The sequence below is a fragment of the Salipiger marinus genome (assembly GCF_900100085.1).
GTDB lineage: Bacteria > Pseudomonadota > Alphaproteobacteria > Rhodobacterales > Rhodobacteraceae > Salipiger > Salipiger marinus.
Genome location: NZ_FNEJ01000013.1, coordinates 1 through 14,747 on the forward strand (window position 1 = coordinate 1; position 14,747 = coordinate 14,747).

At 67.3% G+C, this 14,747-nt stretch carries 16 protein-coding genes; 6 read left to right on the forward strand and 10 right to left on the reverse strand.

The genetic code is table 11. The features are described from left to right. The 7 genes from gluQRS to hpt form a co-directional block, all read right to left on the reverse strand. The coding region (gene gluQRS / locus BLR51_RS15255) for a tRNA glutamyl-Q(34) synthetase GluQRS (RefSeq protein ID WP_089848540.1) at positions 1–720 on the reverse strand (720 nt) is incomplete at its 3' end. 3 nt (positions 721–723) lie between these two features. Further along, positions 724–942, reverse strand: coding sequence for a hypothetical protein (locus BLR51_RS15260; RefSeq protein WP_089848542.1), 219 nt, complete (start codon positions 940–942; stop codon positions 724–726). Further along, a complete protein-coding gene (gene trmFO / locus BLR51_RS15265; RefSeq protein WP_089848824.1) occupies positions 939–2,297 on the reverse strand; it encodes a methylenetetrahydrofolate--tRNA-(uracil(54)-C(5))-methyltransferase (FADH(2)-oxidizing) TrmFO in 1,359 nt (452 codons plus the stop codon). Before trmFO ends, BLR51_RS15260 begins: the two co-directional genes overlap by 4 nt. Positions 2,298–2,404: 107 nt before the next feature. Beyond that, positions 2,405–3,298 carry a cytochrome c gene (locus BLR51_RS15270; protein ID WP_089848544.1) on the reverse strand — a complete coding sequence of 298 codons (894 nt, stop codon included), beginning with the start codon at positions 3,296–3,298 and terminating at the stop codon, positions 2,405–2,407. Between the two features lie 3 nt (positions 3,299–3,301). After that, entirely contained in the window at positions 3,302–3,760 is a 459-nt protein-coding gene (locus tag BLR51_RS15275) for a c-type cytochrome (protein ID WP_089848546.1), read from the reverse strand. 231 nt (positions 3,761–3,991) lie between these two features. Further along, positions 3,992–4,147 (reverse strand): hypothetical protein, encoded by a 156-nt coding sequence (locus tag BLR51_RS15280; protein ID WP_311135844.1) that lies wholly within the window; start codon positions 4,145–4,147, stop codon positions 3,992–3,994. A 25-nt stretch (positions 4,148–4,172) separates the two neighbouring features. Beyond that, positions 4,173–4,715, reverse strand: coding sequence for a hypoxanthine phosphoribosyltransferase (hpt, locus tag BLR51_RS15285; RefSeq protein ID WP_089848550.1), 543 nt, complete (start codon positions 4,713–4,715; stop codon positions 4,173–4,175). A gap of 70 nt (positions 4,716–4,785) precedes the next feature. On the opposite strand from hpt, the gene BLR51_RS15290 reads away from it, so the two are divergent. After that, complete coding sequence (locus BLR51_RS15290; protein WP_089848552.1) at positions 4,786–5,232, forward strand: type II toxin-antitoxin system RatA family toxin; 447 nt, start codon at positions 4,786–4,788, stop codon at positions 5,230–5,232. On the opposite strand, the gene BLR51_RS15295 is transcribed toward BLR51_RS15290, so the two are convergent. Genes BLR51_RS15295 through BLR51_RS15305 form a run of 3 tightly spaced genes read right to left on the reverse strand, consistent with a single transcriptional unit; the run spans position 5,223 to position 7,311 of the window. After that, entirely contained in the window at positions 5,223–5,702 is a 480-nt protein-coding gene (locus BLR51_RS15295; RefSeq protein ID WP_089848554.1) for a CinA family protein, read from the reverse strand. The two genes, BLR51_RS15290 and BLR51_RS15295, sit on opposite strands and share 10 nt — an antisense overlap. Continuing rightward, positions 5,699–6,184: a phosphatidylglycerophosphatase A family protein gene (locus tag BLR51_RS15300; protein ID WP_089848556.1), complete on the reverse strand. Its 486-nt coding sequence runs from the start codon at positions 6,182–6,184 to the stop codon at positions 5,699–5,701. Before BLR51_RS15300 ends, BLR51_RS15295 begins: the two co-directional genes overlap by 4 nt. Further along, positions 6,181–7,311 (reverse strand): bifunctional 2-C-methyl-D-erythritol 4-phosphate cytidylyltransferase/2-C-methyl-D-erythritol 2,4-cyclodiphosphate synthase, encoded by a 1,131-nt coding sequence (locus BLR51_RS15305; protein WP_089848558.1) that lies wholly within the window; start codon positions 7,309–7,311, stop codon positions 6,181–6,183. Before BLR51_RS15305 ends, BLR51_RS15300 begins: the two co-directional genes overlap by 4 nt. A 174-nt stretch (positions 7,312–7,485) precedes the next feature. On the opposite strand from BLR51_RS15305, the gene dusB reads away from it, so the two are divergent. From dusB to ntrX, 5 genes are all read left to right on the forward strand, one after another. Beyond that, complete coding sequence (gene dusB, locus BLR51_RS15310; protein WP_089848560.1) at positions 7,486–8,469, forward strand: tRNA dihydrouridine synthase DusB; 984 nt, start codon at positions 7,486–7,488, stop codon at positions 8,467–8,469. Next, the gene (locus tag BLR51_RS15315) at positions 8,466–9,557 is read left to right on the forward strand and encodes a two-component system sensor histidine kinase NtrB (protein ID WP_089848562.1); all 1,092 of its coding nucleotides are present in this window, start codon (positions 8,466–8,468) and stop codon (positions 9,555–9,557) included. Before dusB ends, BLR51_RS15315 begins: the two co-directional genes overlap by 4 nt. Beyond that, on the forward strand, positions 9,558–10,928 hold the full coding sequence (locus BLR51_RS15320) for a response regulator (protein WP_089848564.1): 1,371 nt from the start codon (positions 9,558–9,560) through the stop codon (positions 10,926–10,928). A 112-nt stretch (positions 10,929–11,040) separates the two neighbouring features. Beyond that, on the forward strand, positions 11,041–13,323 hold the full coding sequence (locus BLR51_RS15325; RefSeq protein WP_089848566.1) for a sensor histidine kinase NtrY-like: 2,283 nt from the start codon (positions 11,041–11,043) through the stop codon (positions 13,321–13,323). Continuing rightward, positions 13,320–14,738: a nitrogen assimilation response regulator NtrX gene (gene ntrX / locus BLR51_RS15330; RefSeq protein ID WP_089848568.1), complete on the forward strand. Its 1,419-nt coding sequence runs from the start codon at positions 13,320–13,322 to the stop codon at positions 14,736–14,738. Before BLR51_RS15325 ends, ntrX begins: the two co-directional genes overlap by 4 nt. Positions 14,739–14,747: the final 9 nt, after the last annotated feature.

Sequence of the window (14,747 nt, forward strand, 5' to 3'; positions counted from 1 at the left end):
CAGCAGGTGCTGCAGCACCACATGGATGGCGGTGGCCTCGAACAGATCCCGCCCGCGCACCACATGGCTGATCTGCTGCGCCGCATCGTCAAGCACCACCGACAGGTGATAGGATCCGGGAAAATCGCGCCGGGACAGCACCACATCGCCCACCTCGGCCAGCAGGCGGGCGCGGGACAGGGCGATGCGCCCGGTCTGCCCTGATGGCCCCGCGCCGGTGTCGCAGAACCCGAGCCCGTCCCCCGCCAGATCCAGCGCGGGGGCCATGTGGAGCCGCAGCGCCACGCCGTCGGGGCGCGGCCCCGCGCCATAGCCGGGGGGCAGCAGGTCGCGGCAGGTGCCGGGATAGATCAGCCCGTCCGGGCCCATGGCGGGCGCTGCCCCTTCCTGCGGGGCGGAGGCTGCGGCGGCAATGTCGCGCCTTGTGCAATGGCAGGGATAGATCAGCTCGCGCCGCCACAGATCGTCCAGTGCCGCGCCATAGGCGGCGCGCCTGTCGGACTGGCGCAGCACCGGCTCTGGCCAGTCGAGCCCCAGCCAGCGCAGGTCGTCGTAAATCTGCGCCTCCCATGCGGGGCGGGAGCGGGTGCTGTCGATATCCTCGATCCGCAGCAGAAACGCCCCGCCCGCCGCGCGGGCCATGTCCTGCGCCAGCAGCGCCGAATAGGCATGGCCCAGATGCAGCGGCCCGGTGGGCGAGGGCGCAAAGCGGGTGCGCATCGCTCAGTCGTCGCTGTCGCGCCGTCCGTAGCGCCGCGCCCGCCGGTCCTCGCGCGCCTGAAAGATCAGCACCCAGGCCAGCAGGATGAACATGGGATGCGTCAGCCCGCCCGAGAACAGGATAGCCGGAACCCAGATCACGAAGACGACGATGGACAGGAAAATCCGCCCCAGCAGCAGGATCGACAGCGGCGGCAGGAACAGGGCAAGCACATAGTTCATGCGGGGATCACCTCCTCCTGTGCCGCAAGCCAGTCGGCCCATGCGGCCTTGGCGCGGTCGGTATAGGCCTTGTAGCGGTCCTTGCGGCCGCGTCTGCCGCCGCGCAGGCCGGTCAGCGGCTGGAACAGGCCGAAATTCACGTTCATCGGCTGAAAGCTCTTGGCCTCGGCGCCACCGGTGATGTGATGGATCAGCGCGCCATGGGCGCTGTCCTGCGGCACGGGCGGCAGCGGCTGGCCAAGGATCTCGGCCACGGCCAGACGGCCCGCGACCAGCCCCATGGCGGCGCTTTCCACATAGCCCTCGACCCCGGTGATCTGTCCGGCAAAGCGCAGATGCGGGCGCGAGCGCAGGCGCATCTGCGCGTCAAGCAGCGTCGGCGAGTTGAGGAAGGTGTTGCGGTGGATGCCGCCCAGCCGGGCAAACTGCGCGTTTTCCAGTCCGGGAATGCGGCGGAACACCTCGGTCTGCGCGCCGTATTTCATCTTCGTCTGGAAGCCCACGATGTTGTAGAGCGTGCCCAGAGCGTTGTCGCGGCGCAGCTGCACCACGGCATAGGGTTTCTGGTCGGGCTGGTGCGGATTGGTCAGCCCCACCGGCTTCATCGGGCCATGGCGCAGGGTTTCACGCCCGCGTTCCGCCATCACCTCGATGGGCAGGCAGCCGTCGAAATAGCCTGCGGTCTCGCCCTCGTGAAACTGGGTCTTTTCGGCGGCGAGCAGCGCGTCGATGAACGCCTCGTAATCGTCGCGGGTCATCGGGCAGTTGATATAGGCCTTCTGCTCGGCCTCGGTCTCGCCCTTGTCGTAGCGGCTCTGCAGCCATGCCTTGCCCATGTCGATGCTGTCATGGTGCACGATGGGGGCGATGGCGTCGAAAAAGGCCAGCGCCTCGGTGCCGGTTTCGGCCTGCAGCGCGCGCCCCAGCGCGTCCGAGGTCAGCGGCCCGGTGGCGATGATCCAGTGGCCCTGATCGGGCAGGGCGGTGATTTCCTCGGAGGAGACGGTGACATTGGGCAGCGCCCGCAATGTCTCGGTCACATGGGCCGAAAAGGCGTCGCGGTCCACCGCCAGCGCGCCGCCCGCAGGCAGGCGATGCGCGGTGGCGGCCTGCATCAGCAGCGAGCCCGCCTGCCGCATTTCCCAATGCAGCAGCCCTACGGCATTCTGTTCGTGATCGTCGGAGCGGAAGGAGTTGGAACAGACCATCTCCGCCAGATTGCCGGTTTGATGGGCGAAGGTTTCCACCTTGGGCCGCATCTCGTGGATGACCACGTCAAGCCCGGCCCGCGCCGCCTGCCAGGCCGCCTCGGATCCGGCCATGCCGCCGCCCACGATATGAAGTGTCTTGTCCATGAAGCGCAGATAGGACATCGCGCTGGCGCTGTTAAGAGGGCAGCGTGGCAAACGGGGGCTCTGCCCCCGCACCCCCGGGATATTTTCAGCCGAAGGAAGAGCCGGGATCAGTCGAGGCGGCCACCTTCGGGCAGGGCCTTGAGATAGGCGGCGACGGCGGCGCGGTCTTCGGCGGGAAGGGCGGCGAAATTGGTGATGACCTCGACCATATGGCCGCCCGCGCTGTCATAGTCAGGGGTGAAGCCCGATTCGAGGTAATAGGCGATGTCTTCCGCGCTCCAGTCCAGCTGGTCGGGGGTGAGGCCGGGGATGGTGCCGCGCCCCGACGGATCGGGCGCGCCGGTCAGCCATGCGCTGCGGTCGAGCCCGCCGAGCGCGGTGCGCGGGCTGTGGCATTCGCCGCAATGGGCCAGCGCCTCGGCCAGATAGCGGCCCCGGGTGAGGTCGGGCGTGCCGGGGTCGGGCAGCACGAAGCCGCGATCCGCGTAAAGCAGTTTCCAGACGCCGACGCCGCGGCGGAGGCTGAACGGGAAGGGCAGGTCATGCGGCTGGTTGGGCGTGGCATCGGCGGGCAGGGTCGCCATATAGGCCCAGAGGTCGGCCAGATCCTGCGGCGCCATCTGCGCATAGGCGGTATAGGGGAAGGCGGGATACAGATGCTGGCCCTCGGGCGAGATGCCGCGCGTCACCGCATTGGCGAATTGCGCGAAGCTCCAGCCACCGATGCCATGGTCGGGATCGGGCGAGATGTTGGGGGCGCGGAAGGTGCCGAAATCCGACGGAAAGCTCTGGCCGCCCGCCAGCACCAGCCGGTCCTCGCTGTCGGGGGCATGGTGGCAGGAGGCGCAGCCTGCGGCGGTGAACACCGCCTCGCCCCGGGCGGCATCGCCGCTGAGCCCGGCCAGCAGTTCCTCGGGGACGGGATCGGGGGCTGTCAGCACCCATCCGGCCCCGGCGAGTGCGACACCCGCCAGAGCCACACCTGCAAGCAGCCTGCGCATGGCTTACTGCGGGGCGCGGTAGGTGTCGTGGCAGGCCTTGCAGGCGCCGCCAAGCCCGCCCATGGCGGGGCCGATCGCCTCCTGCCCGGTGGCGGCAACCTGCTGCATCGCGCTGGCCGCTTCGCCGAAACCTGCCCATTTCGAGGCAAAATCGTCCATGTTGTCCCAGATCTCGGCCTTGGCCCGGGTGCCGTCCATGTCCATTTCCGACGAGCCTTCGGGCCAGAGCGGCGGCTGGTTGATGGTGGAGACGGCGACCAGTGTGTCAGCAGCGGCCTGGGCGGCTTCGGCGTCATATTCGGTCTTGCCCTGAGCCATGTCGCCAAGAATGCCAAGGTTGATGGCCATGATCCGGAACTGCCCCTGACGGGCCTTCACATTGCCGGACAGATCCTGCTCCTGCGCCAGCGCGCCCGTGGCAAGCAGCGCGACCCCCGCTGCGGCTGCAATCGTCATCTTCATCAGAAACTCCCTTGCTTGATCATGGCTGGGCGGGCGGATGCCCGGAAAAACCTTTGCCAGCGTAGCGTAACACCTTTGTGGATCAAGACTTTTGCGCGTGGCCCGCGCGGGCGACAGCCCGGCACGGGCGGCGGGAAATCCCGTTGGGAACAAGGGGGTTGCGGGGTGCTGCGGATCCTTTGGCACCGCGGCGGGGCAAGGGATCACGAAACCTTCATCATCCCCCTGCGGTCAGGGCCGCAGGGGCAGGCGCAGCCGGTCGGGCGACAGCGCCTCCGGCCAGCCGATCCAGCGTTCCACCGCGTAAAGCGCAAGGCAGAGCGCCAGCACGATCAGCACCAGCCTCACCCGCCCGGCAGAGGGCGGGTGGCGGACCCAGCGGGCCATGCGCAAAAGCCAGTGCAGCGGCATGTCAGGCGTCGGTGAAGCGCACCTTGCCGATGAAGGGCAGGTTGCGGTTGCGCTGCGCGAAGTCGATGCCATAGCCCACGACAAATTCATCGGGGATCTCGAAGCCGATCCAGTCGGCGCTGAGCTGCACCTCGCGCCGGGCGGGTTTGTCCAAGAGGGCGATGGTGCGCAGCTTGCGCGGCTTGCGGCTCTCGATCAGGTGGATGACATGGCTGAGCGTGAAGCCGGTATCGACGATGTCCTCGACCAGCAGCACGTCGCGGCCTTCGATGGGGGAACGCAGATCCTTGAGGATCCGCACCTCGCGGCTGGTTTCCATGCCGTCGCCGTATGACGAGGCTTCAAGGAAATCGACCTCCACCGGCAGGTGCAGTTCGCGCACCAGATCGGCGATGAACACGAAACTGCCGCGCAGCAGCCCCACCACCACCAGCTTCTCGGTGCCGGCGTATTCCGCCTCGATGTCGCGCGCCAAGGCCTCGATCCGGGCGGCGATGGATTTGGCAGAAATCATCTGGTCTACCACATAGGGCTTGTCTGGCATGGTTCTCCCCTTGCAAAGCCGGGCGCAGCATAGGAAACCTGCGGGCGTTGTCACGCGATAAAGGGGCGTCATGCCAACCCATTCCGAGACGAAGCGCCTGCCGTATACGGCGCAGCAGATGTATGATCTCGTGGCCGATGTCGCGAATTATCCGCAGTTCCTGCCATGGACAGCGGCCGCGCGTATCCGCACGCGCGAGGACAAGGGCGATCACGAGGTGATGCTGGCCGATCTGGTCATCAGCTTCAAGGTGTTCCGCGAACGTTTCGGCAGCCGCGTCACGCTGTGGCCGGAGCCGAAAAAGATCGACACCGAATATCTGGACGGCCCGTTCCGGCACATGATCTCGAAATGGCATTTCGAGGATGCGCCGGAAGGCGGGGTGGACGTGCATTTCTTTGTGGATTTCGAATTCAAAAACCGCATCCTGCAGGGCGCGGCGGGCATGTTCTTTTACGAGGCGATGCAGCGCATCGTGCGCGCCTTCGAACGGCGCGCGGCAGAGCTTTACGGCTGAGGCAGGGCGGCGAGGAGCAGCGCCAGCGCGTGATCCGTGGCGGCGCTGCGCACCTGCGCCCGGCCAATCGCGCCAAACTCCACCGTCTCGGTGCGGGTGCCGGTGGCGCTGGCCAGCGCGAAGCACACCCGGCCCTCGGGCTTGAACTCCGACCCGCCGGGCCCCGCGATGCCCGAGATGGAGACGGCCAGATCGGCGCCTGCGGCGGCGCGCGCGCCTTCGGCCATTTCGCGCGCCACCTCTTCGGACACCGCGCCATGGGCACCGAGCGTGGCGGGCGCGACGCCCAGCATGTCGGTCTTGGCGGTGTTGGAATAGGTGACAAAGCCGCGCTGGAAGATCGCCGAGGATCCGGCGATGTCGGTCAGCGCCGCCGCCACCATGCCGCCGGTGCAGCTTTCGGCGGTGGTGACGGTCCAGCCCGCCGCTGTGGCGCGCTGCAGGATCCGGCTGGCAACTGTGTCGGTCACATCAGCACCCCATGCGCAAGCCCGGCCAGCAGGATGGTCACCACGGCGGCGAACACGCCCGCAATCGCGTCATCCAGCATGACCCCCATGGCGCCGCCCTGCCGGTCGGCCCAGCCCACGGGGCCGGGTTTCCAGATGTCAAAAAGCCGGAAGACCACGAAGGCCGAAATCCAGCCCGGCCACAGCCGCCACGGCTCCACCGACATCATCGCCGCGCCGTAAGCCACCGGAAACAGGGCGATCCACTGGCCCGCCACCTCGTCGATCACGATCCATGACGGGTCGTGGTTCACCATGCCCGCCGTCACCCGGTCCGTGGCGATCCAGCCCAGCACAAAGACCGCGACCGTGGCCGCCAGCAGCAGCCAGAACCCGCCCGCCAGCAGCAGCGCATAGGCCACGGGCAGCGCCGCAAGCGAGCCCCATGTGCCGGGGGCGGGCCGCAGCAGGCCCACATAGAAGAAGGTGGCGATCAGTCTCATGGCTTCACCAGCGTTGCGGTTGCAAGGGCGGCGATGCCTTCTTCGCGACCGGTGAACCCGAGCCGTTCCGAAGTGGTCGCCTTGACCGACACGCGCCCCACCTCCAGCCCCATGATCCGCGCCATTTCCGCCATCATCGCAGCGGCATGGGGGGTGATCTTGGGCTGTTCGCAGATCAGCGTCACGTCCACGTTGGAGATGGTGTAGCCGCGCGCTCTGGCAAGCTCTGCCGCGTGGCGCAGGAAAATCTCGGAGGCGGCGCCTTTCCACTGCGGATCGGAGGGCGGGAAATGCCGCCCGATATCGCCTTCGGCCAGCGCGCCATAGATCGCGTCGGTCACGGCATGCATGCCCACATCGGCGTCGGAATGGCCCTGCAGCCCGCGCCCATGCGGCACGCGCAGTCCGCACAGCACCACATGGTCGCCGGGGCCGAAGCGGTGCACGTCAAAGCCATTGCCGAGGCGAATGTCCATCTTGGTCTCCAGTAAGGCTGCGGCGCGGGGGAAATCCTCCGGGCCGGTGATCTTGAGGTTGCGTTCCTCGCCCGGAACGATGGTGACGGGCAGGCCTGCGGTGCGCGCCACCTCCACATCGTCAAGCGCGCCGCCGGGATGGGCGGCATGGGCGGCGGCGATGGCGGCATAGGCAAAGCCCTGCGGGGTCTGCGCGCGCCAGAGCCCGCTGCGGTCGCGCGTGCCGGTGACCTGTCCCTGATCCCCGGTCCAGAGCGCGTCGGTCACCGCCAGCGCCGGGGCGGCCCCGGGCGCGTCAGCCAGCGCCTTCAGCACGGCGCGGATCACCGTGCCCGACACGCAGGGCCGCGCCACATCGTGAATCAGCACATGGTCGGGCGGATCGCCTGCCAGCGCCGCCAGCCCCGCGCGCACCGATCCGGCGCGGTCCGCCGCCCCGTTCACCAGCGTGACGGGCAGGCCCTGCGCTGCGGCCTCGGCCTCGGGGCGGTCATCGGGATGGATCACCAGAACCATGGGGCCGAAGGGGGCAAACGCCTCCAGCGTCCAGCGCGCCACGGGCCTGCCTGCAAGCGGGCGCCACTGCTTGGGCACACCGCCCCCGGCGCGGCTGCCGCGGCCTGCGGCGACGATGATGGCGGCTGTTTTCATGCACGGTCCTCCGGCGTCCCTCTCTAGGCGCTGCATCGGGGCTGCGCAATCACCGGCGGGAAGCTGCCCATAAAACAGGCAAACGCGCTTGAGTGGCGCGCGGAATGGGGTCAAGAGATTGAACACCGGCAGGGGGCGCGTTACCTCCGAAGCATCTGCACAAGGAATAGGCGCTTGAGTTTCTCGCTGGGTGACAGGCTTGTCGATCCCCCGGTCCTGCTGGCTCCGCTGGCGGGAATCACCGATCTGCCCTTCCGCAGGCTGGTGGCGGGCTTCGGCGCGGGGCTGGTGGTGTCGGAAATGATCGCCAGCGGCGAATTCCTCACCGCGCGTCCCGGCACCCGCGAAAAGGCGGAACTGGGCGCGGGCATCGAAGGCACCTCGGTGCAGCTCGCGGGCCGCGCCCCCGGTCCCATGGCCGAAGCCGCGCGGCAGGTGGCCGACATGGGCGCCAAGGTCATCGACATCAACATGGGCTGTCCCGCCAAGAAGGTGACGGGCGGCTGGTCCGGTTCGGCGCTGATGCGCGAGCCCGACCATGCGCTGCGCCTGATCGAGGCGGTGGTGGGGGCCGTGGATGTGCCCGTCACGCTGAAGACCCGGCTGGGCTGGGATGGTGACTGCCTGAACGCTCCCGATCTGGCGCGCCGCGCCGAAGCGGCGGGCGTGCGCATGGTGGTGATCCATGGCCGCACCCGCTGCCAGTTCTACAAGGGCAGCGCCGACTGGGCGGCGATCCGCCGCGTGTCCGAGGCGGTGTCGGTGCCGGTGATCGCCAATGGCGACATCACGGATGCGGCATCCGCCCGCGCGGCGCTGGCGGCGTCGGGCGCGCAGGGGGTCATGGTGGGACGCGGCGCACAGGGCGCGCCGTGGCGGCTGGCGCAGATTGCGGCGGAACTTTACGGAACACCGGCACCGAGCGTGCCGCAGGGAAAGGCATTTTTCCGAATGGTAGCAGAGCATTATGAGGCGATGCTAAGCTTTTACGGCAGCGATCTCGGAGGCCGTGTCGCGCGCAAGCATCTGGGCTGGTATATGGACCACGCCCATCCCGAACCCGCCCTGCGCAAAGAGGTGCTGACCGGTCGCGATCCGGCTCAGGTGCTGGCGCTGCTGGAACAGGCGCTGGACAGCGAACAGGCGGTGGCAGCATGAGCACCAATGCCGAACTGCTGATGCAGCTGTGGTCGTCGCTGCCGGTCCCCGCGATCCTGCTGGATGCCGAAGAACGCATCGCCGACATGAACCCCGCCGCCGAGGGGTTCATGAACAACTCCGCCAAATGGCTGGTGGGTCAGCCGATCTGGGACCGGCTGGCGGTGGACGCGCCGCTGGAGGAAAGTCTGGGCCGCGCCCGGCAGCATGGCACGCCGCTTTTTGTCAATGACGTGGATGTGGGCACCGGGGCCCGCCCGCCGCTGGTCTGCAACCTGCAGCTGGCGCCAGTGCAGAATTACCCCGGCTGGTTCATCATGCTGATTTCGCCGCGCGAACTGGCCGGGCGCATGACGCAGAGCCATTCGGTGAAATCCGCCGCCAAATCCGCCATCGGCATGGCCGAGATGCTGGCCCACGAGATCAAGAACCCGCTGGCGGGCATCGCGGGCGCGGCACAGCTGCTGTCCATGAGCCTGACCAAGGACGATCTGGAACTGACCGATCTGATCGTCGCCGAAACCCGCCGCATCGTGAAGCTGCTGGAGCAGGTCGAACAGTTCGGCAACCTGTCGGCGCCGGAAATGAAGCCCGTCAACATTCATGACGTGCTGGACCGCGCGCGGCGGTCGACCCAGCTGGGCGCGGGCGCGCATATGAAATTTGTCGAGGAATACGATCCCTCGCTGCCGCTGGCCTATGGCGATCCCGACCAGCTGCTGCAGGTGGTGCTGAACCTGCTGAAGAACGCCGCCGAGGCCGCCGACAGCAAGGCGGGCGGGGTGATCCGCCTGCACACCTTCTACGAACACAGCTTCCGGATGCGCCGCGCCGATGGCAGCACCCAGAAGCTGCCCCTGCAGGTCGAGGTGATCGATGATGGCCCCGGCCTGCCCGAAGACATCCGCGGCGACATCTTCGACCCTTTCGTGTCGGGCCGCGAAAACGGCACCGGGCTGGGTCTGGCGCTGGTGTCCAAGATCATCTCGGATCACGACGGCTGGATTTCGGTGGATTCCGTCCCCGGCCGCACGGTTTTTCGTATTTCGTTGCCGCGCGCCCCGCGCGAGTCAGAGGAGAACAGGTAAATGGATGGCACGGTTCTTGTCGCCGACGACGACCGCACGATCCGCACGGTGCTGACACAGGCACTGACGCGGGCGGGCTGCAAGGTGCATGCCACCTCGTCGCTGACCACGCTCATGCGCTGGGTCAGCGAGGGCAAGGGCGACGTGGTGATTTCGGACGTGGTCATGCCCGATGGCAACGGTCTGGAAATGCTGCCGAAAATCCGAATGGACCGGCCCGACCTGCCGGTCATCGTGATCTCTGCCCAGAACACCATCATGACCGCCATTCAGGCCGCCGAGGCCGAGGCCTATGATTACCTGCCCAAGCCCTTCGATCTGCCCGACCTGATGAAGCGGACGGCCAAGGCGCTGGACAACCGCAACCGCACGCCGCGCCGCGACGAGCCGACGATCGGCGCCGATGCGCCGGACGAACTGCCGCTGGTGGGCAAGACCCCGGCGATGCAGGCGCTCTACCGGCTGGTGGCCAAGGTGATGAACACCGATCTGCCGGTGCTGATCTCTGGCGAAAGCGGCACGGGCAAATCGCTGATCGCGCGCGCCATCCACGACTTTTCCGACCGGCGCACGCTGCCCTTCATCACCGTGACCGGCGCTGACCTGTCGGATCTCGAAGGCCCGGCTCGGGTGCTGGCGCGGGTCAAGGGCGGCACGCTGCTGATCGACGAGATCAGCGACATCCCCGACGAGATTCAGGCCCGCATCGTGCGCATGATGGACATTCCCGGCGAACATGTGCCGCGCTTCATGGCGACAAGCCAAGGCGATCTGGCGCAGGCGATGGAGGATGGCCGGGTCCGGCAGGATCTGTATTACCGTCTGTCCGGCGCCACCATCACCGTGCCGTCCTTGCGCGAGCGGGTCGAGGACATCGCGCTGCTGACCGAGCATTTCCTTGCCCGGGCCGAACGCGAGGGCGCCTCGAAACGCTGGCTCAGCAAGGATGCGGCGGAGCTGTTCCGCGCCTATAGCTGGCCCGGCAACGTGCGGCAGCTGGAAAACGCGGTGCGCCGCCTGAGCCTGACCAGCCGTACCGAAGAGATCACCCGCACCGAGGTGGAGGCCGTGCTGGGCAACCAGCCCGAGACCGGCCCGATCCTGCGCGGCGGCGACAGCGAAAAGCTGGGCACCTCGGTGGCGCGCCACCTGCGGCGCTATTTCGACCTGCATGGCAACATGCTGCCGCCGCCGGGGCTTTACACCCGCATCCTCAAGGAGGTCGAAGGCCCGCTGATCGAGATCGCGCTGGAGGCCACCGGCGGAAATCAGGCGAAATGTGCCGATCTTCTGGGAATCAACCGCAATACCCTGCGCAAGAAGATCACCGATCTGGATATTCGCGTGACACGCCGCCGCAAGCTGATGTAAAAGCGTCACAGGCCTGTGGCCGTTCTGCGTCGCCTGCGGTGGCGCAGGGCGAAACGCCACAGCATATGGCGGTTGGCTGCATCCTGCAGCACATCAATGGTGAGGTGGGTCTGTGGCCACCAAGGCACGGAGCACGACTTGGGCGCGGCTGAACAGGCTGCGCCGGCAGAGACGCGTGCAGAACGTGGCCACGCTGGGACTGGTGCTGCTGGGGCCGGTTCTGGCCGGGCTGACCTTCATGGTGCTGGGGCCGCTGGATGGCGGCTCGGCGCCGCTGACCAGCCTGCGGCTGGTCCTGCTGGCTGATCTTGTCTATGTCCTGCTGATCGCGGCGCTGGTGCTGTTCCGCGTCGCGCGCATGATCGCGGACCGGCGCGCGCAGTCGGCGGGTTCGCGCCTGCATCTGCGGCTGACCGGGGTGTTTGCGCTGATGGCGCTGCTGCCCACGGTGACGGTGGCGGTCTTTGCGGTTCTGACCATCAATATCGGGCTGGAGACGTGGTTTTCCAGCCGGGTGCAGAACGTGGTCGGCGCCTCGCTCGCCGCCGCGGAAGCCTATGAACAGGAACAGCGCGAAGGCCTGACCGAGGATGTGGCCGCCCTTGCGCGCTTTCTGAACGCGGCGCGGCGGGCGAATTTTGCGCTGGATGACGGCGATCTGCGGCAGGTGCTGGCGCAGGGGCAGGGGCAGATCCAGCGCGGCCTGCGCGAGGCCTATGTGATCGACGGCGCCGGAGAGATCCGCGCGCGCGGCGAACGGTCCTATCTCTTCAACTTCGAACGCCCGGCCGAGCCGGATTTCCTGCGCGCAGAGGCCGAGGGCGCCGCGATGATCCCCGACTGGGACAATCACGAACTGCGCGCGCTGGTGCCGCTGGCCGCCTTTCCCGACCGCTATCTTTACGTCAGCCGCGAGGTGGACGGCAACCTGCTGAACCTGCTGGACGAAACGCAGGAAACCGCGCGCTTCTACCAGCAGCAGGAAAGCGAACGCGGGCGCAGGCTTTTCGATTTTGCGCTGCTTTATCTGGGCTTTGCGCTGCTGCTGATCCTTGCCGCCACATGGCTTGGCCTGTGGTTCGCCGAACGGCTGGCGCGGCCTGTGGGCCGTCTGGCCGGGGCGGCGCAGCGCGTGGGGGCGGGCGATCTGGACGTGCAGGTGATCGAGGAAGAGGGCGATGACGAAATCGCCATGCTGGGCCGCTATTTCAACCAGATGACCCGCCAGCTGAAAGGTCAGCGCGAGACGCTGCTGGAAAACACCCGCCAGATCGAACGCCGCCAGCGGCTGTTCGATTCCGTGCTGTTTTCAGTGACGTCCGGCGTGGTGGGGCTGGATGCGGATGGCAAGGTCGCCTTCGTCAACCGGTCTGCGCAGCGGCTGCTTGGCTGGTCCGAAACGCGGGCGGCGGTGCCGATCCCGGTGGCGGTGCCGGAATTTGGCCCGCTCTTCACCCGGCTGCGCGAGGCGCGGCTGGAAACCGCGCAGGAAGAGGTCAAGGTCAGCCGCGAGGGGCGGCTGGAGCATCTGCTGGTGCGGCTGTCGGTGCGGCGGCGCGATGATGGCACGCTGGAAGGCTATGTGATGGCCTTTGACGACGTGACCGATCTGGTCAGCGCGCAGCGTATGGCGGCATGGGGCGACGTGGCCCGCCGCATCGCGCATGAGATCAAGAACCCGCTGACGCCGATCCGGCTCTCTGCCGAACGCATCCGGCGCAAGTTCGTGCGGCAGGTGCTGCCCGAGGATGCCGAGAAGCTGGAACAGATGACCGAGGTCATCGTGCGCCAGACCGAGGATCTGCGCCGCATCGTCGACGAGTTCAGCAAGTTCGCCCGCATGCCCGAACCCGAACGCAAGCCCGAGGATCTGCGCGCGCTGCTGCGCGGGGCGGTGCTTTTGCAGGAAACCGGCCAGCCCGGCGTGCGCTTCGTGACCGATCTGCCGGACGAGGCGATGCCCGCCGAACTGGACGCCACCATGATCGGGCAGGCGCTGACCAATCTTATCAAGAACGCGGGCGAAGCCATTGAAAGCCTTGTGGAACATGGCGCGCCCGAAGGTCACGCGCCGGAAATCCGCATCAGCCTTGCCGCCGAAGATGACCGCGCCGTGATCCGCATCGCCGACAATGGCGTGGGCCTGCCCGAAGACCGGGCGCGGCTTTTCGAACCCTATGTGACCACCCGCGACAAGGGCACCGGGCTTGGCCTGCCCATCGTCAAGAAGATCATCGAGGAGCATGGCGGCACGCTTGCCCTCGACGACGCGCCGCTTTTTGGCGGTGCGGTCCGTGCCGGAGCCATGGCGGTGGTGCGCCTGCCGCTTGGCGCCGCCGGGACGCGGCCGGATCAACTGCACAAGACCCATTCGGAACTGGAGAGGCAGACATGAGCGACATTCTGATCGTCGATGACGAACGTGACATTCGCGAACTGATCGGGGACATTCTCGAGGACGAAGGCTACACCACACGGCTTGCCGGGAATTCCACAGAGGCCATGGCCGAGGTCAACGCCGAACCCCCGGCCTTGATGATCCTCGACATCTGGCTGAAGGACAGCAAGATGGACGGGATCGACATCCTGAAGACCGTCAAGCGCGACAATCCCGATATTCCCATCATCATCATCTCGGGCCATGGCAATATCGAAATCGCCGTCGCGGCGATCAAGCAGGGCGCTTATGACTTCATCGAAAAGCCGTTCAACATCGACCAGCTTCTGGTGGTGATCCGGCGCGCGATGGAAACCTCGCGGCTGCGCCGGGAAAACCTGAAGCTGAAGCGGCGCGATACCGAAGTGGCGCAGATGATCGGCGAAAGCGCTGCCTTCCGCGCGCTGGTGGGCCAGCTTGACAAGGTGACGCGCTCCAACGGGCGGGTGATGCTGACCGGGCCCGCTGGCAGCGGCAAGGAGGTGGCGGCGCGCTACATCCACGCCCATTCAGGCCGCGCGCAGGCGCCGTTCATCACCGTGAACTGCGCGGGCGTGGAACCCGAGAACATGGAAACCGTGCTTTTCGGGCGGGAAACGGCGGATCGCGGCGTAGAGCCGGGGCTGCTGGAACAGGCGCATGGCGGGTTGATCTATTTTGACGAAGTGGCCGACATGCCGCTGGGAACACAGTCGAAAATCCTGCGGGTTCTGGTCGACCAGAGCTTCACGCGGGTGGGCGGCACCGACAAGGTGCGGGTCGATCTGCGCGTCATCTCCTCCACCAACCGCGATCTGGACGAAGAGATCACGCTGGGCCGTTTCCGGCAGGAGCTGTTCCACCGGCTGAACGTGGTGCCGATCGCGGTGCCGTCGCTGGCCGACCGGCGCGAGGACATCCCCGTGCTGGCGCGGCATTTCATCGAAAGCTTCAACCGCAGTCAGGGCCTGCCGCTGCGCAGCCTGTCAGAAGATGCGGTGGCGCTGCTGCAGACCATGGTCTGGCCGGGCAATGTGCGCCAGCTCAAGAACCTGATCGAACGGGTGCTGATCCTTGGCGACAGCTCCGGCCCGATCGAGGCGCGGGAACTGCCGCAGGACGGTCCGGCCAGCGGCGACGAGGAAGGCCGCGTGGTGCTGTCGGGCACGCTGGCGACGCTGCCGCTGCGCGAGGCGCGCGAGGCCTTTGAACGCGAATACCTGCTGACCCAGATCAACCGGTTCGGCGGCAACATCTCCCGCACGGCGGCCTTTGTCGGCATGGAACGCTCGGCGCTGCACCGCAAGCTCAAGTCTCTGGGGGTGGTGACCGGGGCGAAATCCGGCGGGCGGCTGGCCTTTCTGGACGATGACGCGGTGCAGGAGGCGGGCTGACCGCCCGCA